Source organism: Kineococcus gurbantunggutensis (assembly GCF_050871925.1).
In the GTDB taxonomy this organism is placed as follows: domain Bacteria; phylum Actinomycetota; class Actinomycetes; order Actinomycetales; family Kineococcaceae; genus Kineococcus.
This window is the reverse complement of sequence record NZ_JBJLSG010000085.1, coordinates 1-21,645: the sequence shown is the minus strand read 5'-3', so window position 1 is coordinate 21,645 and position 21,645 is coordinate 1. Positions and strand designations below refer to the sequence as shown.

Annotated in this window: 21 protein-coding genes, 3 tRNA genes and 2 riboswitches; of the genes, 12 read left to right on the top strand and 12 right to left on the bottom strand. The window is 77.6% G+C overall.

What is annotated here, in order from left to right; genetic code table 11:
* Positions 1–36: 36 nt before the first annotated feature.
* Genes ACRYR7_RS15780 through ACRYR7_RS15770 form a run of 3 tightly spaced genes read right to left on the bottom strand, consistent with a single transcriptional unit; the run spans position 37 to position 3,664 of the window.
* Complete coding sequence (locus ACRYR7_RS15780; protein ID WP_432573058.1) at positions 37–921, bottom strand: MaoC family dehydratase; 885 nt, start codon at positions 919–921, stop codon at positions 37–39.
* Positions 918–2,348, bottom strand: coding sequence for a 3-oxoacyl-ACP reductase (locus tag ACRYR7_RS15775; RefSeq protein ID WP_432573057.1), 1,431 nt, complete (start codon positions 2,346–2,348; stop codon positions 918–920). The genes ACRYR7_RS15780 and ACRYR7_RS15775 overlap by 4 nt, the downstream gene beginning before the upstream one ends.
* 2 nt (positions 2,349–2,350) lie before the next feature.
* The gene (locus tag ACRYR7_RS15770) at positions 2,351–3,664 is read right to left on the bottom strand and encodes an acetyl-CoA C-acetyltransferase (protein ID WP_432573056.1); all 1,314 of its coding nucleotides are present in this window, start codon (positions 3,662–3,664) and stop codon (positions 2,351–2,353) included.
* An 86-nt stretch (positions 3,665–3,750) separates the two neighbouring features.
* Here ACRYR7_RS15770 and ACRYR7_RS15765 point away from each other — a divergent pair, with 86 nt between their 5' ends.
* The 4 genes from ACRYR7_RS15765 to ACRYR7_RS15750 all read left to right on the top strand — a co-directional run bounded on the left by ACRYR7_RS15765 (position 3,751) and on the right by ACRYR7_RS15750 (position 7,941).
* Positions 3,751–4,485, top strand: coding sequence for a TetR family transcriptional regulator (locus ACRYR7_RS15765; protein WP_432573055.1), 735 nt, complete (start codon positions 3,751–3,753; stop codon positions 4,483–4,485).
* A gap of 140 nt (positions 4,486–4,625) precedes the next feature.
* The gene (locus tag ACRYR7_RS15760) at positions 4,626–6,566 is read left to right on the top strand and encodes an acyl-CoA dehydrogenase family protein (protein ID WP_432573060.1); all 1,941 of its coding nucleotides are present in this window, start codon (positions 4,626–4,628) and stop codon (positions 6,564–6,566) included.
* A gap of 9 nt (positions 6,567–6,575) precedes the next feature.
* Complete coding sequence (locus ACRYR7_RS15755; RefSeq protein WP_432573054.1) at positions 6,576–7,625, top strand: lipoate--protein ligase family protein; 1,050 nt, start codon at positions 6,576–6,578, stop codon at positions 7,623–7,625.
* 61 nt (positions 7,626–7,686) lie between these two features.
* On the top strand, positions 7,687–7,941 hold the full coding sequence (locus ACRYR7_RS15750; protein ID WP_432573053.1) for a hypothetical protein: 255 nt from the start codon (positions 7,687–7,689) through the stop codon (positions 7,939–7,941).
* On the opposite strand, the gene ACRYR7_RS15745 is transcribed toward ACRYR7_RS15750, so the two are convergent.
* Positions 7,920–8,615, bottom strand: a complete 696-nt coding sequence (locus ACRYR7_RS15745) for an SDR family NAD(P)-dependent oxidoreductase (RefSeq protein WP_432573052.1) — start codon at positions 8,613–8,615, stop codon at positions 7,920–7,922. The two genes, ACRYR7_RS15750 and ACRYR7_RS15745, sit on opposite strands and share 22 nt — an antisense overlap.
* A gap of 113 nt (positions 8,616–8,728) precedes the next feature.
* On the opposite strand from ACRYR7_RS15745, the gene ACRYR7_RS15740 reads away from it, so the two are divergent.
* The 7 genes from ACRYR7_RS15740 (at position 8,729) to ACRYR7_RS15710 (ending at position 12,613) form a co-directional block, all read left to right on the top strand.
* Positions 8,729–9,649: a helix-turn-helix domain-containing protein gene (locus ACRYR7_RS15740; protein ID WP_432573051.1), complete on the top strand. Its 921-nt coding sequence runs from the start codon at positions 8,729–8,731 to the stop codon at positions 9,647–9,649.
* Between the two features lie 63 nt (positions 9,650–9,712).
* On the top strand, positions 9,713–10,831 hold the full coding sequence (locus ACRYR7_RS15735; protein ID WP_432573050.1) for a DNA topoisomerase IB: 1,119 nt from the start codon (positions 9,713–9,715) through the stop codon (positions 10,829–10,831).
* Positions 10,832–10,902: 71 nt separating this feature from the next.
* Positions 10,903–10,975 (top strand) — tRNA-Glu (locus ACRYR7_RS15730).
* A gap of 113 nt (positions 10,976–11,088) precedes the next feature.
* Positions 11,089–11,162 (top strand) — tRNA-Asp (locus ACRYR7_RS15725).
* A 30-nt stretch (positions 11,163–11,192) separates the two neighbouring features.
* Positions 11,193–11,265, top strand: a tRNA-Phe gene (locus ACRYR7_RS15720).
* A 101-nt stretch (positions 11,266–11,366) separates the two neighbouring features.
* Positions 11,367–11,672 (top strand): hypothetical protein, encoded by a 306-nt coding sequence (locus ACRYR7_RS15715; RefSeq protein WP_432573049.1) that lies wholly within the window; start codon positions 11,367–11,369, stop codon positions 11,670–11,672.
* Positions 11,669–12,613 (top strand): GGDEF domain-containing protein, encoded by a 945-nt coding sequence (locus ACRYR7_RS15710; RefSeq protein ID WP_432573048.1) that lies wholly within the window; start codon positions 11,669–11,671, stop codon positions 12,611–12,613. Before ACRYR7_RS15715 ends, ACRYR7_RS15710 begins: the two co-directional genes overlap by 4 nt.
* On the opposite strand, the gene xylB is transcribed toward ACRYR7_RS15710, so the two are convergent.
* Positions 12,594–14,021, bottom strand: coding sequence for a xylulokinase (xylB, locus tag ACRYR7_RS15705; protein WP_432573047.1), 1,428 nt, complete (start codon positions 14,019–14,021; stop codon positions 12,594–12,596). The two genes, ACRYR7_RS15710 and xylB, sit on opposite strands and share 20 nt — an antisense overlap.
* On the opposite strand from xylB, the gene ACRYR7_RS15700 reads away from it, so the two are divergent.
* On the top strand, positions 14,020–14,460 hold the full coding sequence (locus tag ACRYR7_RS15700) for a DUF3073 domain-containing protein (protein WP_432573046.1): 441 nt from the start codon (positions 14,020–14,022) through the stop codon (positions 14,458–14,460). The genes xylB and ACRYR7_RS15700 overlap by 2 nt on opposite strands.
* Before the next feature lie 126 nt (positions 14,461–14,586).
* Here ACRYR7_RS15700 and purM read toward each other — a convergent pair whose 3' ends face one another.
* The 7 genes from purM to ACRYR7_RS15665 all read right to left on the bottom strand — a co-directional run bounded on the left by purM (position 14,587) and on the right by ACRYR7_RS15665 (position 21,496).
* A complete protein-coding gene (gene purM, locus ACRYR7_RS15695; protein WP_432573045.1) occupies positions 14,587–15,675 on the bottom strand; it encodes a phosphoribosylformylglycinamidine cyclo-ligase in 1,089 nt (362 codons plus the stop codon).
* The gene (gene purF / locus ACRYR7_RS15690) at positions 15,672–17,207 is read right to left on the bottom strand and encodes an amidophosphoribosyltransferase (RefSeq protein WP_432573044.1); all 1,536 of its coding nucleotides are present in this window, start codon (positions 17,205–17,207) and stop codon (positions 15,672–15,674) included. The genes purM and purF overlap by 4 nt, the downstream gene beginning before the upstream one ends.
* Before the next feature lie 60 nt (positions 17,208–17,267).
* Complete coding sequence (locus ACRYR7_RS15685; protein WP_432573043.1) at positions 17,268–17,684, bottom strand: hypothetical protein; 417 nt, start codon at positions 17,682–17,684, stop codon at positions 17,268–17,270.
* A gap of 23 nt (positions 17,685–17,707) precedes the next feature.
* Complete coding sequence (locus ACRYR7_RS15680; protein ID WP_432573042.1) at positions 17,708–18,091, bottom strand: sterol carrier family protein; 384 nt, start codon at positions 18,089–18,091, stop codon at positions 17,708–17,710.
* An 86-nt stretch (positions 18,092–18,177) separates the two neighbouring features.
* Positions 18,178–19,614 (bottom strand): L-serine ammonia-lyase, encoded by a 1,437-nt coding sequence (locus ACRYR7_RS15675; RefSeq protein ID WP_432573059.1) that lies wholly within the window; start codon positions 19,612–19,614, stop codon positions 18,178–18,180.
* A 5-nt stretch (positions 19,615–19,619) separates the two neighbouring features.
* On the bottom strand, positions 19,620–20,726 hold the full coding sequence (gene gcvT / locus ACRYR7_RS15670; protein ID WP_432573041.1) for a glycine cleavage system aminomethyltransferase GcvT: 1,107 nt from the start codon (positions 20,724–20,726) through the stop codon (positions 19,620–19,622).
* 43 nt (positions 20,727–20,769) lie between these two features.
* Positions 20,770–20,857: riboswitch (glycine riboswitch) on the bottom strand.
* Positions 20,858–20,867: 10 nt separating this feature from the next.
* Positions 20,868–20,946: riboswitch (glycine riboswitch) on the bottom strand.
* Between the two features lie 160 nt (positions 20,947–21,106).
* The gene (locus ACRYR7_RS15665; RefSeq protein WP_432573040.1) at positions 21,107–21,496 is read right to left on the bottom strand and encodes a tautomerase family protein; all 390 of its coding nucleotides are present in this window, start codon (positions 21,494–21,496) and stop codon (positions 21,107–21,109) included.
* Between the last annotated feature and the right edge of the window lie 149 nt (positions 21,497–21,645).

Below are 21,645 nucleotides of genomic sequence, written 5' to 3'. Positions count from 1 at the left end.
GAGGGGGGCGGGGGTTGCGGGAGGGGGGCGGTGTCCTCAGAGGGGCGTGAGGCGGGTGAGCAGGTGGGTGCGGGCGCCGTCGCGGCTGCGCACGGCGGTGCGCCAGCCGCCGCCGTCCTCGGGGGCCACCCGCTCGTGCAGGTGCTCCACCGTGGCCGGCAGCAGCAGCGGGGCCTTGAAGCGCACGTCGGCGCGCACCGCGTCCGGCAGCCGGCCGTCGAGCACGGCCAGGCTGCGCGAGGCGGTCCACAGCCCGTGCGCCAGGGCGCGGCGGAACCCCAGCAGCCGCGCCGCCGGGGCCGCCAGGTGGATGGGGTTCACGTCGCCGCTGACCTCGGCGTAGCGGCGCCCGGCGGCGGCGCCGACCCGCCAGCGGGTGGAGGCGGCGCCGGGGCCGGGGGCGTCCGGGTCCGGCTCCGCCGGCGGCACCGCCCCGGGCAGCCGGGTGCCCGGGGCGAGGTAGCGGCTGAGGCCGCGCCACGCGGGGGCGCCGTCGGCCGGCTCGCCGGCGCCGCGCACCTCGGTGACGAGGTCGACGACGGCGCCGCGCCGGTGCGGGCGCATCGCCACCGCGCGCACCGACACGTCCAGCTCCTCGTCCACGGCCAGCTGCCGGTGCCGGGTGAACTCCTGCGCGACGTGCACCAGGCCCAGCAGGCGGAACGGGAACGGCTCGGAGACCAGCAGCTCCACCTGGGCGGCGAACCCCAGCAGGTGCGGGTAGGGCAGCGGCAGCTGCGAGCGCAGCGGGAACCCGCACACCCGCGACCACGCCGCCAGGCGCGCGGGGTCGGTGCGCACGCCGTGCTGCTCGTGCCGGCGGCGGGGCAGGTCGACCCCGCCGCGCGGGCGGGGGGTGAGCAGGGAGCGCGCGTAGTTCGCGGCCAGGGGGCGGGGGGTCTCGTGCGGCACGGCGCTCACGCCCCCGTCAGGTGCTGGCCGTCGACGCGCAGCACCTGCCCGTTGACCCCGCCGGCGCCCGGGGAGGCCAGCCAGGCCACGGCCTCGGCGACGTCCACGGGCATCCCGCCCTGCTGCAGGCTGCTGGCGCGCCGGCCCACCTCGCGCGGCAGCGGCGGCATCGAGGCCGTCATGGGGGTCTCGATGAAACCGGGGGCGACGGCGTTGGCGGCCATCCCGCGCCGGGCCAGCGGAGCGGCCAGCGCCTGCACGAACCCGACGAGCCCGGCCTTGCTGGCGGCGTAGTTGGCCTGCCCCCTGGCGCCGGCCAGGCCGTTGATGGAGGACAGGCACACGAACCTGGCCCCCGGCGCCAGCGCGCCGCCGGTGCGCAGCAGTTCCGCGGTCAGCCGCAGCGGCGCGTCGAGGTTCACGCCGAGCACGGTGTCCCAGGCGTTCTCGTCGAGGTTGACGAAGGAGCGGTCGCGGGTGACGCCGGCGTTGTGCACGACGGCGTCGGCGCCGCCGAAGCGGCGGCGCAGGTGCTCGGCCAGCGCGCGCGGGGCGCCGGGGGCGGTGACGTCCAGCGGCAGGGCGGAGCCGCGCACCCGGTTGGCCACCCGGGCGAGCTGCTCGCCGGCGGCGGCGACGTCGGCGCACACGACGTGCGCGCCGTCGCGGGCGGCGACCTCGGCGATCGCCGCGCCGATGCCGCGGGCGGCGCCGGTGACGACGACGACGCGCCGCTCGCGCGCGGGGGCCGGTCCCGGGGGCGGTTCCGGCGCCGGGCCGACGAGCAGCGGCTGGCCGGAGACGAACGCGGCGCGCGCGGAGAGCAGGAACTCCACCGGCGAGCGCAGGGCCGCACCGGCGCCCTCGGCCACCCGCAGCAGGTTCACGGTGGTGCCGCCGCGCGCCTCCTTGCCCAGGCTGCGCACCAGGCCCTCGAGACCCTGCTGCACGGAGCGGGCCTCCACGTCGCCGAAACCCCCGGGGAAATCCTCGGGCGTCCCGTCGGAACCCCCGTCCTCGGCGGAACCACCGTCCTCGGCGGAACCCCCGGCCTCGGCGGGCACGGCGCCGAGCACGAGCACGCGCCCGCCGCGGGCGGTGCGCCGGAACGCCGGCGCCAGCAGCTCACGCAGCCGCGCCAGGTCCGGCACGCGGCGGGCGGCGGTGGCGTCGACGACGACGGCGCCGAGGCGTTCACCGCCGGCGGCGTCGAGGTCGTCGAGCACGCGCGCGCCGGCCCCGGTCAGCCAGGCGGTGACGTCGGCGGCCAGGGGGGCGGCGCCCACCCGCAGCACCAGCGCCGGGCCGGTGAGCAGCTCCTGCCCGGGCGCGTGCCGGCGCAGCCGCGGCGGCACCGGCAGCCCGAGCCTCCTCGCGGCGGCCGCGCCGGGGCCGCTGCGCACCAGGTCGCCGTACAGGTCGTCGGGGAGCCTCATCCTCACGCCTCCACCAGGGCGACGATGCCCTGCCCGCCGGCGGCGCAGATGGAGATGAGCGCGCGACCGCCGCCGCGCTCGGCGAGCAGCTTGGCGGTGGTGGCCAGGATGCGCGCGCCGGTGGCGGCGAACGGGTGGCCGGTGGCCAGGGAGGAGCCGGCGACGTTGAGCTTGGCGCGGTCCACCGCGCCCAGCGGCCCGTCCAGGCCGAGGCGCTCGCGGCAGAACCCCTCGTCCTCCCAGGCGGCCAGGGTGGCCAGCACGGTGGAGGCGAACGCCTCGTGCACCTCCACCAGGTCCAGGTCGTCGAGGGTGAGGCCGTTGCGGCGCAGCAGGACCGGGACGGCGTGCACGGGGGCGGTGAGCAGGCCCTCGCCGCGGTGCACGTGGTCCACGGCCGCGGTCTGGGCGTCCACGAGGTGCGCCAGGACGTCCAGGCCGCGCTCGGCGGCCCACTCGTCGGTGGACAGCAGCACGGCGGCGGCACCGTCGGTGAGCGGGGTGGAGTTCCCCGCCGTCATCGTCGCCGGGACCGGCAGGTCGCGGCCGAACACCGGTTCCAGCGCGGCCAGCTTCTCCGCGGTGGTGTCCGGGCGCAGCAGGCCGTCGCGGCGCAGGCCCAGGTACGGGGTGAGCAGGTCGTCGAAGAACCCGCGCTCGTAGGCGGCGGCGAGGTTGCGGTGGCTGGCCAGCGCCAGCTCGTCCTGCGCCTGCCGGCTCACGCCCCAGTGCGCGGCGGTGCGGGCGGCGTGCTCGCCCATCGACAGGCCGGTGCGCGCCTCGGCGTTGCGGGGGAATTCCGGCACGACCTGGCCGGGGCGCAGCCCGGCGAGCGCCTTCAGGCGCTGGCCTGGGGTGCGGGCGCGGTTCAGCGCCAGCAGCACCCGGCGCAGGCCCTCGTCCACGGCGATCGGGGCGTCGCTGGCGCTGTCGGCGCCGCCGGCGATGCCGGCCTCGACCTGCCCCAGGGCGATCTTCCCGGCGAGCAGGACGGCGGTCTCCAGGCCGGTGGCGCACGCCTGGGAGACGTCGTAGGCGGGGGTGGCGGGGTCCAGCGCGGTGGACAGCACCGCCTCGCGGGTGAGGTTCAGGTCGCGGCTGTGCTTCAGGACGGCGCCGGCGACGACCTCGCCGAGGCGCTCGCCGGCCAGCCCGGTGCGCGCGACGAGGCCGTCGACCGCGGCGACGAGCAGGTCCTTGGCGGAGGCCTGCGCGTAGCGCCCGCCGGCCTTGGCGAAGGGGGTGCGGTTGCCGGCGACGACGGCGACCGGGCGCACGGCGCGCGTGGCGCGGGAAGGGGGCGGGGCTGCGGTCACGGGTCCTCCTCGTCGAGCCTGACTCCCCGGAAACTTAACAGGTACTCGGGGTACCGGGTACCCGTCGTCCGAGGTACCGTCGAGACGTGGACCCCGTCACCGCCGACGCCCCGGCCGACGTCCCCGCGGCGCCCGCCGCCGCGGCGGCGCGCCCGGACGGCCGCCGCACCCGCTGGGCCGAGCACCGCCGCAAGCGCCGCGAGGAGCTCGTCACCGCCGCGCTGCGCGCCATCACCACCCACGGCGCCGGCCTGGGCATGGACGAGCTGGCCGCCGCCGCCGGCACCAGCAAGACCGTGCTGTACCGGCACTTCTCCGACAAGGAGGACCTGTACCTGGCGGTCGCCCAGCGGGTGAACCGGCTGATCGTGCGCGAGCTGCGCAGCGCCGTCGAGCGCGCGGGCAGCCCGCGCGAGGCGCTGGCCGGGATCGTCTCCACCTACCTGCGCCTGGTCGAGCACGACCCGGAGGTGTACCGCTTCGTCGTCTCCCGGCGGTTCCCGGGCACCGCCGCCCGCGACCCCGAGCGCGACCCCGTGCAGCGCCTGACCAGCGCCCTGGCCGACGAGACCGCCCGCACCCTCACCGCGCACCTGCGCGCGGCCGGCGCGGCCGACGCCTCCGCCGACGCGCTCGCCCACGGGCTGGTCGCGCTGATCCGCTCCGCGGCCGACCGGTGGATCTCCACCCCGGAGCGCCTCGGCGCCGCGCAGATGGCCGACGCCCTCACCGACCTGGCCTGGGGCGGCCTGGACGCCGTCCTGGGCTCCCCCCGGCACCCCGCCCGCCCCGCCCGCCCCGCACCCGAGGAGGTCCCGTGACCGCCACCGAGATCGACACCGCCGTCGAGACCGACGTCGAGACCGACGCCGCCGCGCGGGCGGACGCGCCCGCGCAGCAGGGCGCCCCCGAGCGCCCCGGGCTCGAGCGCCCCGGGCCCGAGCGCCCCGCCCCCGGGCCGGTGGACACCGGCGTCCTGCGCACCGTCCTGGACGGCCGCTACGCCGACCTGCGCGAGCGGGCCCGGCGGGAGTTCCCCGCCGACTTCTTCGGCCCGATCGACCACCTGAGCACCGCCGAGCAGCGCGACCTCACCCGCGCCCGCCTGCGCGTGCTCGCCGAGCTCGGCGGCCACGAGCTGGGCTACTCCTCCCGCCACGGCGGCGGGGACTCCCCCGGCGGGCAGGTCAGCCAGTTCGAGGTGCTGGGCTTCGGCGACGCCTCGCTGATGATCAAGTCCGGGGTGCAGTGGGGGCTGTTCGGCGGCGCCGTGCAGGCCCTGGGCACCGAGCGCCACCACGCCGAGCTGCTGCCGCGGCTGCTGCGCCTGGACCTCGTCGGCTGCTTCGCGATGACCGAGTCCGGCCACGGCTCCGACGTCTCCTCCCTGGGCACCACCGCCACCTACGACCCGGACGCGCGCGAGTTCGTCGTGCACACCCCCGACGAGTCCTGCCGCAAGGACTACATCGGCGGCGCCGCCGAGGACGCCGAGGTCGCGGTCGTCTTCGCCCAGCTCGTCACCGGCGGCGAGGTGCAGGGCGTGCACGCGTTCCTCGTGCCGCTGCGCGGGCCGGACGGGCGCGACCTGCCCGGCGTGCGCCGCGGCGACGACGGGCGCAAGGCCGGGCTCAACGGCGTGGACAACGGCCGGCTGTGGTTCGACTCCGTGCGCGTGCCGCGCACCGCGCTGCTGGACCGCTACGCGCAGGTCGCCGAGGACGGCACCTACTCCAGCCCCATCGCCAGCAAGGGCGCGCGGTTCTTCACGATGCTCGGCGCCCTGGTCAAGGGCCGGGTGAGCATCTCCGGCGGCGCGATCGGGCAGACGAAGGTCGCCCTGGAGATCGCCCTGCGCTACGCCCTGCACCGCAAGCAGTTCGCCCGCCCCGGCGCGCAGCCGGGCGAGCGCGGCGAGGAGGTCGTGCTGCTGGACTACCTCGCCCACCAGCGCCGCCTGCTGGTCCCGCTGGCCACCACGTACGCCCTCAGCTTCGCCCAGGAGGAGCTGCTGGGCGAGATGGACGAGCTGCTGCGCGTGCAGCTCGCGGGCGGCGACCCCGAACCCGCCCGCCAGCGCGCGTTCGAGGCGCACGCGGCCGGGATGAAGGTGGCCTCCACCTGGCACGCCACCCGCACCATCCAGACCTGCCGCGAGGCGTGCGGCGGCAACGGCTACCTCGCCGACTCCCGCCTGCCGCAGCTCAAGGCCGACACCGACGTGTTCACCACCTTCGAGGGCGACAACACCGTCCTGCTGCAGCTGGTCGCCAAGAGCCAGCTGACCGCCTACGCCCAGCAGTTCTCCGACCTGGACACCCTGGGCATGGCGCGCCTGGCCACCCGCGACTTCGTCACCACCCTGGCCGGGCGCAGCCCCGCCCGCTCCCTGGTCGCCGACGTCGTCGAGGCCGGCCGGGTCCCCGAGGACCTGCACGACCGCGCCTGGCAGCTGCGCATGCTCGCCGAGCGCGAGCGGCACGTCGTGGAGTCCCTGGCCAAGCGGATGCGCAGGGCGCGCGCCCGCTCCGAGCAGGACGCCTTCGAGGCCGTCGACGGGCTGCAGGACCACCTGCTGCTGGCCGGGCGCGCGCACGTGGACCGCGTCGTGGCCGAGGCGTTCGCCGCCGCGATCGCCCGCACCGAGGACCCCGCGGTGGCCGCGCTGCTGGCGGAGGTGTTCGACCTGCACGCGCTGGCGCTGCTGGAGGCGGAGAAGGGCTGGTACCTGCAGCACCGCCGGATGACGACCCTGCGGGCCAAGGCCGTCACCCAGGCCGTCAACGAGCTGTGCCGCCGGCTGCGCCCGCGCACGGAGGAGCTGCTGGACGGCTTCGGCACCCCGCGGCACTGGCTGGCGTCCTCGCTGGTGCCCGGGTCCCTGCAGCCGCCCGCCGCGTAGGGTCCCTGCGTGCACGGTGAGTACAAGGTCCCCGGTGGCAAGCTCGTCGTCGCCGACCTGCAGGTCGACGACGGGGTGCTCGCCTCCGTGCGGGTCTCCGGCGACTTCTTCCTCGAGCCGGACGAGGCACTGGCGGCCGTCGACGCGGCGCTGACGGGCCTGCCCGCCGACGCGGACAGCGCCGCGATCGCCGTGCGGGTGCGCGCCGCGCTGCCGCCGGGGGCCGTGCTCCTGGGCTTCTCCCCCGAGTCGGTGGCCACCGCGGTGCGCCGCGCGGTCGGCGGGGCCACCGGGTGGCTGGACCACGACTGGCAGCTCGTGCACACCGGCCCGCAGGCGCCGCAGACGCACATGGCCCTGGACGAGGTGCTGGCCCGCGAGGTCGCCGCGGGCCGGCGCCCCCCGACGCTGCGGGTGTGGGAGTGGGCGAGCTCCGCCGTCGTCATCGGCAGCTTCCAGTCCCTGGCCAACGAGGTGGACGGCGAGGCCGCGCAGCGCCTGGGCGTGCAGGTCGTGCGCCGCGTCTCCGGCGGCGGCGCGATGTTCGTCGAGCCCGGCAACACCATCACGTACTCGCTCTACGCCCCCGCCTCCCTGGTGGAGGGGCTGTCGTTCACCGAGTCCTACGCGTTCCTGGACGACTGGGTGCTCGTCGCCCTCGGCGAGCTGGGCGTGAAGGCGTGGTACCAGCCGATCAACGACATCGCCACGGACCAGGGCAAGATCGCCGGGGCCGCGCAGAAGCGGCTGGCCGACGGCACCGTGCTGCACCACGTGACGATGTCGTACGACATCGACGCCGCGAAGATGCTGCAGGTGCTGCGCATCGGGCGCGAGAAGCTCAAGGGCAAGGGGCTGGCCAGCGCCGCCAAGCGGGTGGACCCGCTGCGCCGGCAGACGGGCCTGGCCCGCGAGGAGGTCATCGACCGCATGGTCGCCACGTTCGGCCGGCAGTACGGGCTGACGGCCTCGCAGCTCACCGGCGCCGAGCTGGCCGCCGCCGAGGAGCTCGTGGCGGCCAAGTTCGCCACCGACGGCTGGATCGGCCGCGTCCCCTGACCCGCGCCCGTCCGGGGCGGCGGGCCTCGACAGGGCGAGCGCGGGGGCGCACCATCACCGCATGGAGGACGCGGCGCTGCGGACCGGGCACGGCACCCCCACCGGCGTGCTGCGCGACGCCGACCGGGCCGGGCGCGCCCTGCGCGTCAGCGCCCACCCCGACGCCGCCCGCGTGGTGCTCTCCACCTGGCAGGGCGGCACGTGCGTGTCCACGGTGCGCCTGGACCGCGCCGAGGTGGTGGAGCTGCTGGCGGCCCTGGGGGCGGCGCTGCTGCCGCCCCCGGAGCCGGGCGCTCACCAGGGCACGACGCCGTAGCGGTCGCGGAACACCCCCGTCGGCCCGTCCGGGCCGCTGGTCGCCAGCTCCACGACCGCGTCGGTGCCCTCGGTGACGGTCTGCGGGCCGCTGTGGCCGTTGAGGTCCGTCGCGGTGTAGCCGGGGTCGACGGCGTTGAACCGCACGTCCGGCAGCGCCCTGGCGTACTGGGTGGTCAGCATCGTCAGCGCCGACTTCGAGGACGCGTACAGCGGCGCGGTGACCCGGCCCTCGACGCGGTCGGGGTCGTGGGTGGCGGCGAACGAGCCCAGCCCGCTGGTGACGTTGACGACGAGGGGGTTGCCCGACCCGCGCAGCAGCGGCAGGAACGCGCGCGTCACCCGCACGACCCCGAAGACGTTGACGTCGTAGACGGCCAGGGCGTCGGCGGCCGTCAGCTCGTCGGCCGGGGCCTGCGCCCCGCCGACCCCGGCGTTGTTGACCAGGACGTCCAGGACGCCCTCGTGCGCGGCGACGTCGGCGGCCGCGGCCTCCACGGAGGCGTCGTCGGTGACGTCGATCCGGACGAACCGGGCCCCGAGGGCCTCGGCGGCCGCCCGGCCGCGCTCGGGGTCGCGGGCGCCGAGCAGGACGGTGTGCCCGGCCTCGAGCAGGCGGCGGGCGGTCTCGTACCCGAGGGACTTGTTGGCCCCGGTGATGAAGGTGGTGGTCACGGGCCCACCCTCGGCCCGGCGGCGCGGGCCCGCCAGTGCCCGCCCGACGGTGGGACGGGCAGTACCAGGCTCGGGCCCGGCGCCGGCGGGCCGGTGCGGGGCAGGATGCGGGAGTGGCGGACGGCGAGAACCTCGGCACGGCCCTGCGGCGCTGGCGCGACCGGCTCTCCCCGCTGGACGTGGGGCTGCCCGCGCGCGCCGGGCGCCGCACCGCCGGGCTGCGGCGCGAGGAGCTGGCCGAGCTGGCCGGGCTGTCGGTGGACTACGTGGTCCGCTTGGAGCAGGGCCGCGCCAGGCACCCCTCGGCGCAGGTCGTGGGCACGCTGGCGCGGGCCCTGCAGCTCAGCCCCGACGAGCGCGACCACGCCCACCGGCTGGCCGGGCTGCTGCCGCCGGCGGACGGGGTGGTCTCGCACCTGGTGCCCGCCGGCGTGCAGCGCGTGCTGGCCCGCCTCGTGGACCTGCCCGTGGGCGTCTTCGCCGCCGACTGGACGCTGCTGACGTGGACCCCGTCGTGGGCGGCGCTGATCGGCGACCCCGGCGACCTGCCGCTGGAGGAGCGCAACCTCGTCAGGGCGGTCTTCGGCGGCGGGGAGGGCGCGGTCGGCCGGCTGGCGCGCTGGCCCGTGCGGGACGCCGACGCCGGGATGCCCGCCGCGCTCGTCTCGGACCTGCGCGAGGCGCTGGCGCGCTACCCGCGCGACGAGGGCCTGCTCGCGCTGAGCCGGGAGCTGAGCCGCACGAGCCCGGAGTTCCGGCGGCTGTGCCGCGAGGGCACGGTCGGCCGGCACGTCTCGGCGCGCAAGACGGTGGAGCACCCCGACGTCGGCGACGTCACCTGCGACTGCGACGTGCTCACCGTTCCCGGCAGCGACGTGCGGATCGTCGTGTACAGCGCGCCCGCGGGCTCGCCCGACGCGGAGAAGCTGGAGTTCCTGCGCGTCACCGGCAGCCGCCCGGCGCCCGCGCTCCCGGCCGCGTCACCGGCCGCGTCACCGGCCGCGTCACCGGCCGCGTCACCGGCCGCGCCCTGACGCCCCGGCCGCGGCGGCGCGGTTCGAGGTGCGGCGGGACGCCGCGCTCTGCACCATCGCTGGGTGCCCCGCCTGCGCCGCGTCTCCAGCTCCTCGCCCGGTTTCACGCGCCGGCGCCGCGGGAGGGGCTGGGAGTACCTCGACACCGCCGGCGGGCGCATCACCGACCCCGCGGTCGTCGAGCGCATCGCGAAGCTGGCGATCCCGCCGGCCTACACCGACGTGTGGATCTGCCCGCACCCCAACGGGCACCTGCAGGCCGTGGGCACCGACGAGCGCGGCCGGCGCCAGTACCGCTACCACGAGCAGTGGCGCGCCGAGCGCGACCGCGCCAAGCACGACCGCGTGCTGGAGGTCGCCGCGCAGCTGCCCCGCGCCCGCGAGCGGGTCGCCGCGCACCTGCGGCTGCCGGGGCTGCCGCGCGAGCGGGTGCTGGCGGCCGCGTTCCGCCTGCTGGACCTGGGCTTCTTCCGCGTGGGCGGCGACGCGTACGCCGAGGAGAACGGCTCCTACGGCCTGGCCACCCTCAAGCGCGAGCACGTCGTGCAGCACGGGGACGAGCTGGTCTTCCGCTACGTGGCCAAGTCCGGCAAGGACCGCACCGCCGTCATCGCCGACCCCGACGTGGTGGAGGTCGTGCGCTCCCTCAAGCGCCGCCGCGGCGGCGGCGACGACCTGCTGGCGTGGAAGGCGGGCAGCCGCTGGCACGACGTCACCAGCGACGACGTCAACGCCTACCTGCGCGAGACGATCGGGCCGGACGTGTCGGCCAAGGACTTCCGCACCTGGCACGCCACCGTCCTGGCCGCCGTGGCGCTGGCGGTGTCGGTGCAGGCCGCGGCGAGCCCCACGGCGCGCAAGCGGGCGGTGACCCGGGCGGTGGCGGAGGTCTCGGAGTACCTGGGCAACACCCCCGCGGTGTGCCGCAGCAGCTACGTGGACCCGCGCGTGGTCGACCTGTTCGACGACGGCGTGACGATCGCGCCGGCGCTGGAGCAGCTCGGCGAGGACGCCGCCTTCGGCCACCCCGCCACGCACGGCGCGGTGGAGCAGGCGGTGCGCGACCTGCTGCACACCGACCCCGTGGCCGTCTCGCGGGCCGTGGCGCGCGGCGGGCGGGTGCCGCTGCGCTCGCGGCGGCTGTCCGCGCCGGGCTCCCCGGCGAGCCCGGCGGCCGCCTGAGGGGCCCGCGCGGGGCGCGGGCGCCGGGGCTCACCCCCTATGCTGGACGGGCTCCCGCAGCCGGGAGACGCGCCCTCATCGTCTAGTGGCCTAGGACGCCGCCCTTTCAAGGCGGTAGCACGGGTTCGAATCCCGTTGGGGGTACGCGAGCGGCACCGTCGGCCGGTGTCCGGGTCGGTGTCACGAGCACCGCCCGGGATCGGGTACTGTTGGTCCCGCAAGCGAGCAAGGCAGCAAGACAAGCAAGGCCTCCTTGAGGCCCCGTAGCGCAGTTGGTTAGCGCGCCGCCCTGTCACGGCGGAGGTCGCGGGTTCGAGTCCCGTCGGGGTCGCTCGTCGTGCCGGTTCACCCGGCCCGGCACGGCCAGGTAGCTCAGTTGGTAGAGCGTCCGACTGAAAATCGGAAGGTCAGCGGTTCGACCCCGCTCCTGGCCACCTGAGTCCCCCTTTCGAAGCCCGTCGCGTTCCGCGGCGGGCTTTCGCGCGTCCCCGTCCTGCCCGCACCGGTGCGCGCGGGCGTCGGTAGCCTGCGCACCGTGCCTCGGACCCCCACCTCCCCCGTCGTCGCCGCCGCCGTCCTCGGCGGGTACGCGATCGGGCGCACCACCGGCGACCGCAGGCTGGCCGGGGCCGCGCTCCTGGCGGGCCTGGCCTGGTCGGTGCCGCGCTGGGCCGCCGCCTCCGCGCCCCTGGCCGCCGCCCTGACCGCCGGCACCGCGGCCCTGGTGGGCGCCTCGCACCCGCTGTCCAGGCGCGTGGGCCCCTGGCCCGCGGTGCTGGCCTCCACCGCGGGCGCGGCGGTGCTGGCCGCCGTGGGCGACGGGGCCGCGAGACGCCGGTGAGCACCGGCGGCGGCCGCACCGACTGGCGCGCCCTGGCCGAGCACGGGCCCGCCAGCGCGCTGCTGTCCGGCACCGTCGTCGCCTGGGCCTCCGCGGCCGCCCGCGAGCTGGCCGGGCCGGACCCGCTGGTGGGCCGCGACGCGCTGGAGCTGCTGGTGCCCGCGGACCGCCCCCGCGCGCGGCGGGCCCTGGAGGCCGTCGCCGCCCGGCGCCCGGGCGCCGCGGGCGCACCGCCGCTGCGCGTGCGGCTGGGCACCCGGCCCGGCCGGCGGGTGGAGCTGTCCGCGCAGCCGCTGGGCGGCGGGCGCGTGCTCGTCGGGGCGTGGGACGTCACCGAGCGGGTGCGCCGCGAGCGCGAGCTGCGGCACCTGGCCGGCCACGACGGGCTGACGGGCCTGCCCAACCGGGCGCTGCTGGCCGACCGCTGGGAGGGCAGCCGCGCGCGCGCCCGCCGCGAGCCCGGGCGCGGGGCCTTCGTGCTGGTCTGCGACGTCGACGGCCTCAAGGAGGTCAACGACCTGCAGGGTCACGCCGCCGGCGACCGGGTCCTGCAGGAGGTGGCGCGGGCGCTGAGCGCGCACGTGCGGCCCGGGGACACGGTGGCGCGCACCGGCGGCGACGAGTTCGTCGTGCTCGTCGAGCAGGCCGGCGCCGAGGACGTCGAGCGGCTGGCCGAGCGCCTGCGCGGCGGCGCGGCGCCCGGGGCGGGCGCGCGGCTGTCGGTGGGCTGGGCGGCGGACTCCCCCTCCCGCTCCCCGGCGTCGGTGCTGGCCGAGGCCGACGCGCGCATGTACGCCGACAAGCGCGCCGCCCGCGCCGCGCGCGGGGCGGGCGTGCCCGCGCCCCGGCGGGAGCCGGACGAGCCCGCCGGGCCCGCGGACCCCGCCGGACCCGCCGGACCGGCCGGCCCGGCCGGTCCGGTCAGGGACGCGGGGCGGTGAGCTCGCGCACCTGCGCGTAGCGCTCGCGCACGGCCGGCTGCGGGTCCGCCTCGAAGGTCTCGGCCTCCCCGCCGAGCGACCACGCCGGCGGCTCGTCCCCGCCGGCGAGCACCCACGCCGCCTGCCGCGCCGCGCCGTCGGCGACGTACTCCCCCGGCGGGGGCACCGCCACGGGGCGCCCCAGCACCGCCGGGGCCAGCCGGCGCACCGCCTCCGAGCGGGCGCCGCCGCCCACGAGCAGCACCCGGTGCACCGGCACCCCCTGGGCGACCAGGGCGTCCAGGCCGTCGGCGAGCCCGCACAGCAGCCCCTCCACGGCCGCGCGGGCCAGGTGGGCGGGCGTGGAGGTCTCCAGCGTCAGCCCGTGCAGGGCGCCGGTGGCGTCGGGGCGCACCGGGGTGCGCTCGCCCTCCAGGTAGGGGACCAGCACCAGCCCGCCGGCGCCGGGCGGGGCGCTCAGCGCCAGCCGGGACAGCTCGGCGTGGTCCACGCCGAGCAGGCGGGCGGCGGCGTCCAGCACCCGGGCGGCGTTGAGGGTGCACACCAGCGGCAGGTGCCGCCCGGTGGCGTCGGCGAAGCCGGCGACGGCGCCGGAGGGGTCGTGGGTGGCGACGTCGCTGACGGCGCTGACGACGCCGGAGGTGCCGATGGAGACCACGACGTCGCCGGGGCGGGCGCCCACGCCCAGCGCGGCAGCCATGTTGTCGCCGGTGCCCGGGCCCAGCACCGCCCCGCGGCTGAGCCCCACCGCGCTGCGCCCGGCCTCCTCGGCCGGGCCCAGCACCCGCGGCAGGCGCGGGCGGGCGCCGAAGGCGCGCTCGAGCAGGTCGGTGCGGTACGCGCCGGTGGCCGCGGAGTAGTAGCCGGTGCCGCTGGCGTCGCCGCGGTCGGTGACCAGCTCCGCCCCGGCGGCGGCGCCGCCGGCCAGGCGGTGGGTGAGCCAGTCGTGCGGCAGGCACACCGCGGCGGTGCGGGCGGCGGCGTCCGGCTCGTGCTCGGCGACCCAGCGCAGCTTGGTGATGGTCAGCGAGGCCACCAGGACGCTGCCGACCTGCTCGGCCCAGGCGCCGGGCCCGCCCAGCTCGCCGGTGAGCTCGCGCGCGGCGCCGGCGGAGCGGCCGTCGTTCCACAGCAGCGCCGGGCGCACCACGGCGCCGTCGTCGTCGAGCAGGACCGAGCCGTGCTGCTGGGCGCCCACGGCCAGGGCGTCGACGTCCTCCAGGCCGCCGGCGTCGGCCGCGGCGGCGCTCAGCGCCTCCCACCAGCGCTGCGGGTCCACCTCGGTGCCCTCCGGGTGCGCGGCCCGCCCGGAGCGCACCGGCCGCCCGGTGGCGGCCTCCCGCACGACCACCTTGCACGACTGCGTCGAGGAGTCGATCCCGGCCACCAGGGGGGTGCGCTGCGCCATGGGGGTCATGCAACACCACGCGCCGCGACCGCCGGGCACCCCGGGCTCCCCCGTCCGGACGCGCGGCGCGCCGACCGGGATGCCGGAAGGTCTGGCGAACCTGTACGGTTGGCACCACGGAGAGATGACAGCTACTCCGGGGCCCTCTCAGCGGCCCCGGCCGACGCGCGAGGGGGTCGACGCCATGGGGCGCGGCCGTCAGAAGGCCAAGCAGACCAAGGTCGCTCGGCAGCTGAAGTACTTCAGTCCTCAGACTGACTACAACGCGCTGCAACGCGAGCTGCACGGTCCTGACCCGTTCCGTCCGACCACCGGGCGTTCCGAAGCCCCGGAGGTACCGGAGGTGGACGAGGACGAGGTGGACGAGGACACCGAGGACTGGTCCCGCTACTCCGCCACGGACGACTACGAGGACTGGGCGACCAAGCGTCGCGCCTGACCTCCCGTCCGCGGCGCGCCCGGGTGGTCCACCACCCGGGACGTCCTCACCCCGGCCGCACCACGGGCCGGGGACGGGTCAGCAGCAAGAGCACCGGCAGGGGGCGTGGCACCGCCCCGGGGTCCCTCACCAGCCCTGGTGGGATCCCCGGAGCAGCGCCACGCCCCCTGCCACGCCCTTGCCGTTGCTGTCGCCGTCGTCCTCCCGGCGCGGGCGCACCCGCCCGCACACCCAGGCGGGGATCCCCGCGCTCTCCAGCGAGGCCACCACGGCGTCGACGGAGCCCGGGTCCACCACCGCGACCATGCCCACGCCCAGGTTCAGCGTGCGCTCCAGGTCGTCGGCGGGCACCCGCCCCAGGTCGCGCACCAGCGAGAACACCGCGCCCGGCGTCCAGCTGGAGCGCTCGACCTCGGCGGTGACGTCCACCGGCAGGCAGCGCGCGAGGTTCGCGGCCAGCCCGCCGCCGGTGACGTGGCTCATCGCGTGCACGCCGCCGGTGGCCAGGGTGGCCAGGGCCGGCTTGGCGTAGATGCGGGTGGGCTCCAGCAGCTCCTCGCCCAGGGTGCGGCCCAGCTCCTCCACGTGCCGCTCGTAGGCCCAGCCGGCGTCGGCGAACACGCGCCGCACCAGCGAGTAGCCGTTGGAGTGCAGGCCCGAGGAGGCCATGGCCACGAGCACGTCGCCGGCGCGCACGCGCTCGGCGCCGAGCAGCTCGTCGGCCTCGACGACGCCGGTGACCGCGCCGGCCACGTCGTACTCGTCCGGGCCCAGCAGCCCGGGGTGCTCGGCGGTCTCGCCGCCGACGAGGGCCGCGCCGGCCTCCTCGCACGCGCGGGCGATGCCGGCGACGATGCCCGCCATCCGCTCGGGCACCACGCGGCCGCAGGCGACGTAGTCCGTCATGAACAGCGGCGTCGCCCCGCACACGACGATGTCGTCGACGACCATGCCGACCAGGTCGGCGCCGATGGTGTCGTGCTTGTCCAGCGCCTGCGCCACGGCGACCTTCGTGCCCACGCCGTCGGTGCTGGTGGCCAGCAGGGGGCGGCGGTAGCCCTTGAGGGCGCTGACGTCGTACAGGCCGGCGAAGCCGCCGAAGCCGCCGACGACGTCGGGGCCGTGCGTGCGGGCCACGGAGGCCTTCATCAGCTCGACGGCGCGGTCGCCGGCGACGACGTCGACGCCGGCGGCGGCGTAGGTGGTGCCGGTCACCGGCGGGCTCCCGAGTGGTGCGCGTGCGAGGGCACGGGGGTGATGGGCAGCAGGGCCTTGTCCATGGCGTGGTCGCCCAGGCGCTGCAGGTCGGGCACCGGCACCGGGTAGGCGCCGGTGAAGCAGGCCGTGCACAGCCGCTCGGCGGGCTGGTCGGTCGCCGCGATCATGCCCTCGTCGGAGATGTAGCCCAGGGAGTCCGCGCCGATGCTGCGGCGCACGTCGTCCACCGCCAGGCCGGTGGCGATGAGCTCGGCGCGGGTGGCGAAGTCGATGCCGTAGAAGCAGGGCCAGCGCACCGGCGGGGAGGAGATCCGCACGTGGACCTCCGCGGCCCCGGCCTCGCGCAGCATCCGGATCAGCGCGCGCTGGGTGTTGCCGCGCACGATGGAGTCGTCGACCACGACGAGGCGCTTGCCCTGCACGACGTGCTTGAGCGGGTTGAGCTTCAGGCGGATGCCGAGCTGGCGGATCGTCTGGCTGGGCTGGATGAAGGTGCGCCCCACGTAGGAGTTCTTCACCAGGCCCTGCCCGTAGGGGATCCCGGACTCCTCGGCGTAGCCGATGGCCGCGGGCGTGCCGGACTCGGGCGTGGGGATGACCAGGTCGGCCTCGACGGGGTGCTCGCGGGCCAGGGTGCGGCCCATCTCGACGCGGGCCTCCTGCACGACCTTGCCGCTGATGGTGGTGTCGGGGCGGGCCAGGTAGACGTACTCGAAGACGCAGCCCTTGGGCCTGGCCTCGGCGAAGCGGCTGCTGCGCAGCCCGTCGGCGTCGATGGCGATGAGCTCGCCGGGCTCGACCTCGCGCACGGCGCTGGCGCCGACGATGTCCAGCGCGGCGGTCTCGGAGGCGACCACCCAGCCGCGCTCGAGGCGGCCGAGCACGAGCGGGCGGATGCCCTGCGGGTCGCGCGCGGCGTACAGGGTGCGCTCGTCCATGAAGACCAGGCTGAAGGCGCCCTCGACGTGCGGCAGGACCTCCAGGGCGGTGGACTCCAGCGTGCGGTCGGGGTCGCCGGCGAACAGCGCGGTGATCAGCGCGGTGTCGGTGGTGTTGCCGCGGGCGATCTCCCCGCCGGAGCCGGGGCGGGTGCCGGCGCGCTCGGGGTAGCGCTCGGCGACGAGCTCGCGCAGGCGGAAGGCGTTGGTGAGGTTGCCGTTGTGGGCCAGCGCCACGGTGCCGCCGGCGGTGGCGCCCAGGGTGGGCTGGGCGTTCTGCCAGCCCGCGCCGCCGGCGGTGGAGTAGCGGGTGTGCCCGACGGCGATGTGCCCCTGCAGGGACTCCAGGGCGGCCTCGTCGAAGACCTGCGGGACGAGCCCGGTGTCCTTGAAGACGAGGATCTGCTCGCCGTTGCTGACGGCGATGCCGGCGGCCTCCTGCCCCCGGTGCTGCAGGGCGTACAGGCCGTAGAAGGTGAGCTTGGAGACTTCTTCGCCGGGTGCCCAGACCCCGAAGACGCCGCAGGCGTCCTGGGGGCCCTTCTCGCCGGGCATGAGGTCGTGGTTCAGACGTCCGTCACCGCGGGCCACGCCCCGAGTGTGGCACACCCCTGCCGGGCCGACGCAGCCGTGCTCCGGCGCCGGGGAGCCTCAGCGGCGGCCCGAGCGCGCGGGCCGGGCGCCGGCGCGGTCGGCCAGGACGGCCACCAGCCCGCCGAGCAGGCCGCACACGATGCCCAGGGAGACGAACAGGTACCCGAACAGGGCGCGCTGGGAGTACCCGCCGCTGGGCGGGGTGAGCACGGCGACGACCGCGGCGACGAGGAAGGCGACGACGACGCCGGCGAGCACGAAGGCGCGGTAGCGCGGCGCGCGCCGGCGGGTGACCTGCACCAGGTGCGTGCGCCCCTCCTCGCCGGGCTGCTCCCCGAGCTGCTCCCCGGGCCGCCCCTCGCGCCGCACCTGCGGGTCCGCGGCGGGCTCGGTGGCGGCCGCGGGCGCGGCGGCGGGCCCGCCGGGCTCCGCGGGGTGCTGGGGGTCCCGGGCTGCCGGCTCCTGCTCGCTCACCCCCCCAACGGTACGCGGCGCGCTCAGGCGCCCGGCCCGGCCACCGGCAGCAGCTCGCCGAGGTCGGCGCGCTCGCCGCTGGCGCGCACCCTGCCGGCGGCGCGCGCGTCCTGGAACGCCAGGCGCCCGGTGGCCAGCTCCAGCCAGGTCACCGCGTCGGTCTCCACCACCGCCGGCGGGGTGCCGCGGGTGTGGCGCGGGCCGGCGACGACCTGCACGGCGGCGAACGGCGGCACCCGCACCTCCACGCTGCCGCCGGGGTGGCGGGCGGCGAGCTCCTCCAGGGTGAAGCGCACGGCGGCGGCCAGGTCGGGGCGCGCGGGGGCGCCCCCGGCGTCCAGGGCGTCCAGGGCGGCGCCCAGGGCGGCGCGGCCCTGCCCGGGGTCGGTGCGGCGGCGGGGTGGCACCGGCCCACCGTGCCACCGCGGGCGCCCGCGCGCACCGGCACCCCCGGCGCCCGCGGCAAGCCTGGCGTCCGCGGCACGCCCGGGGCTCAGCACTCGGGGACGTTGACCCCCACCGCGGCCTCCGGGGCGCGCCGGCGGCCCACGACGGTCAGGGCCAGGCCCCCCAGGGAGGTCTCCTTGTACTCCGAGCGCATGTGCGCGCCGGTGGCGCGCATGGTGCGCACGGCGGTGTCGAGGCTGACGACGTGGGTGCCGTCGCCGCGCAGGGCGGTGCGCGCGGCGTGGATGGCGGTGGTGGCGCCCACCGCGTTGCGCTCGATGCAGGGGATCTGCACGAGGCCGCCGACGGGGTCGCAGGTCAGGCCCAGGTGGTGCTCGATCGCGATCTCGGCGGCGTTCTCGACCTGCTCGGGGCTGCCGCCGAGGACCTCGGCCAGGCCCGCGGCGGCCATGGCGCTGGCCGAGCCGACCTCGCCCTGGCAGCCGACCTCGGCGCCGGAGATGGAGCCGGTCTCCTTCAGCACGGTGCCGATCCCGCCGGCGGCGAGCAGGAACCGGACCGTGCCGGCGTCGTCGGCGCCGGGCACGAAGCGGCGGTGGAAGTGCGCGACGGCGGGCACGATGCCGGCGGCGCCGTTGGTGGGGGCGGTGACCACGCGCCCGCCGGCGGCGTTCTCCTCGTTGACGGCCAGGGCGAACAGGCTCACCCAGTCCATGGCCTGCAGGACGTCCAGGCCGGGGGCGCGGCCCTCCTCGGCCAGGAGCTGGCGGTGCAGCCGCGGTGCGCGGCGCTGCACGCCCAGGCCGCCGGGCAGCACCCCGTCGGTGGCCAGGCCGCGGCGCACGCAGGCGGCCATGGCCTCGAACACCGCCAGCAGCCCGGCGTCGACCTCGGCGGGGGTGCGCAGGCTCTCCTCGTTGCGGCGCACCAGGTCCGCCACGCCCAGGCCGGTGCGCCGGCACTGCTCGAGCAGCTCGTCGCCGGTGCGGAAGGGGTGCGGGACCTCCCCCTCCCCCGCCGCGGCGGCGGGGTCGGCGGGGTCGGCGCCGTCCAGGGGGTGCTCGCGCACGAAGCCGCCGCCGACGGAGTAGGAGGTGCGCCGGGCCAGGACGTCGCCGGCGGCGTCCAGGGCGGTGAAGACCATGCCGTTGGGGTGGGCGGGCAGCGCCACGGTCAGCAGCCGCACGTCCGCGGCCGGGTCGAAGGGCACCGGGTGCCGGCCGAGCAGGCGCAGCTCGCGGTGCCGGGCCACCCGCTCGAGCAGGACGGGCACCGCGTCGGGGTCGACGGACTCCGGGCGCTCGCCGGCCAGGCCCAGGACGACGGCGCGGTCGGAGCCGTGGCCGCGGCCGGTGGCGCCCAGCGAGCCGTGCAGGTCCACCCGCACGGCGGCGACGCGCTCCAGCAGCCCGTCGCCCTCCAGCTCCTGCGCGAAGCGCAGCGCGGCGCGCATCGGCCCGACGGTGTGGGAGCTGGAGGGGCCGATGCCGATGGAGAACATGTCGAAGACGCTGAGCGCCACGGGGCTCACCGCGCCCGTCGGTAGAAGGGCAGCTCGACGACCTCGGCGGCCTCGGCGCGCCCGCGCACGTCGACGGCGAGCGCGGTGCCCACCGCCGCGGCGCCGGCCTCGACGTAGGCCATGGCTACCGGGTGCCCCAGGGTGGGCGAGAGGGCGCCGCTGGTGACGGTGCCGACGGGGCGGCCCTCGTGCAGCACCGGGTAGCCCTCGCGCCCGGCGCGCCGGCCGGTGCCGCGCAGGCCGACCAGGACGCGCTCGGGGGTGCGCTGCGCCAGGCGCTCCAGGGCGGCGCGGCCGGTGAACGCGTGCGGCTTGTCGAGCTTGACGACGCGGCCCAGGCCGGCGGTGTAGGGGTCGACGTCGCGGGTGAGCTCGTGCCCGTACAGCGGCATGCCGGCCTCCAGGCGCAGGGTGTCGCGGCACGCCAGCCCGCACGGCACGGCGTCGTGCGCGCGCCCGGCGTTCAGCAGCGCCTCCCACGCGGGCGCGGCGTGCTCGACGGGCAGGAGCACCTCGAAGCCGTCCTCGCCGGTGTAGCCGGTGCGGGCCAGCAGCACGTCCACGGCGCCGGCGGGGGTGCGCAGGAGCGCGCGGGTGCAGCGGTAGTAGCCCAGGCCGGCCAGGTCGGCGTCGACGACCTCGCCGACGATGAGCGCGGCGGTGGGGCCCTGCACGGCGAGCAGCGCGGTGGCGGTGGACTCGTCGGCGACCTCGGCGTCGAAGCCGGCGGCGCGCTCGGTGAGCTCGCGCGCGACGAGGTCGGCGTTGGAGGCGTTGGCGACGACGAGGAAGTCGTCCTCGGCGAGGCGGTAGGTGACCAGGTCGTCGAGGATGCCGCCGTCGGCGTCGACGATCAGGCCGTACGCGGCGCGGCCCAGGGGCATGGCGGAGGGGCGGCCCACCAGGGCGGCGTCCAGGGCCTCGCCGGCGCGCGGGCCGCGCACGCGCACCTCGCCCATGTGGGAGAGGTCGAAGACGCCGGCGGTGGCGCGCACGGCGCGGTGCTCGGCGAGGTCGGAGGCGTAGCGCACGGGCATGGACCAGCCGGCGAAGTCGGTGAAGGTCGCACCGAGGGCGGCGTGGGCCTCGTGCAGGGGGGAGGGGCGGGACACGGGTGCTCCTTCGCTGGCGCGGCCGCCCGGTGCGGCTGCGCGGACCCCCTCTGTCGCGGCACCTGAGAGCTTCGCGCGCGCGGCGCTTTCCCCGTCGGTGAGGGCCGTGCGGACCCTGCTTTCCAGAGCGGCCTGCCCGTGGCGGTCCTGGGGACCTGAGAGGTTCCGGGGTGGTTGCTCCTTCGGTGCCCGCCGCTGGTGCGCGTCGGGGCTCTCCCGCCCGGGTGCGTGGCCGTGCGTGTTCGGTTGTGCGGCGCGGCGGCCGCGGCGCTGGCGCGCTGCGGGCAGCGTCGCACAGCGCCCTCCCCCCGGGCCAGTCCCGGCCCCGCCCGGGGGGTGGTCCCCGCGGGCGGGTCCCGCAGGTGGGTCCGGGGCGGTCCTCAGAGCTCGCCGGTGAGGAACTGCGCGCGCCCGTGCCCGAAGGACCAGTCGGCGTCGGAGTTCTCCACGACGGAGACGACGAGGTCGCTGGGCGCGAGGCCGCACCGGCGTTCGAGGTGCTCGGCGAGCAGGGCGTGGAAGCGCTCCTTCCGCTCGCGGGTGCGCGGCCGGCTGGTCACCTGCAGGAGCACGACGTCGCGGGTGCGCTCGATGCCCAGGCCGGTGTCGTGGACGACGAGCTCGCCGGGGGCGTGCTGGTGCACGACCTGGTAGCGGTCGCCCACGGGCACCTCGAAGGCCTGCACGACGGCGTCGTGGGCGGCGTCGAGCAGGGCGGTCAGCTCCTGCGGGGTGCGGCCGGCGACGAGGTCGAAGCGGAGCAGCGGCACGGGGTTCCTCCTCTTGTATGTCTTAACATTCTGACACATTCGAGGCCTCGTGCCCAGACCCGCACGCACGAGGGGGCGGGGGCCGCCCCACCCCCCCCCCCCCGCGCACCCGTCCCCCCGCCCCCGGACCACCGGTCGACCAGCTACAG

What these genes read in the sequence shown, in the direction of transcription:
- ACRYR7_RS15750 (WP_432573053.1), top strand. Translation starts at nt 7,687, where the DNA reads ATGGAGGACGCGGCGCTGCGGACCGGGCACGGCACCCCCACCGGCGTG.
- ACRYR7_RS15700 (WP_432573046.1), top strand. Translation starts at nt 14,020, where the DNA reads ATGGGGGTCATGCAACACCACGCGCCGCGACCGCCGGGCACCCCGGGC.
- xylB (WP_432573047.1), bottom strand. Translation starts at nt 14,021, where the DNA reads ATGGCGCAGCGCACCCCCCTGGTGGCCGGGATCGACTCCTCGACGCAG.
- ACRYR7_RS15775 (WP_432573057.1), bottom strand. Translation starts at nt 2,348, where the DNA reads ATGAGGCTCCCCGACGACCTGTACGGCGACCTGGTGCGCAGCGGCCCC.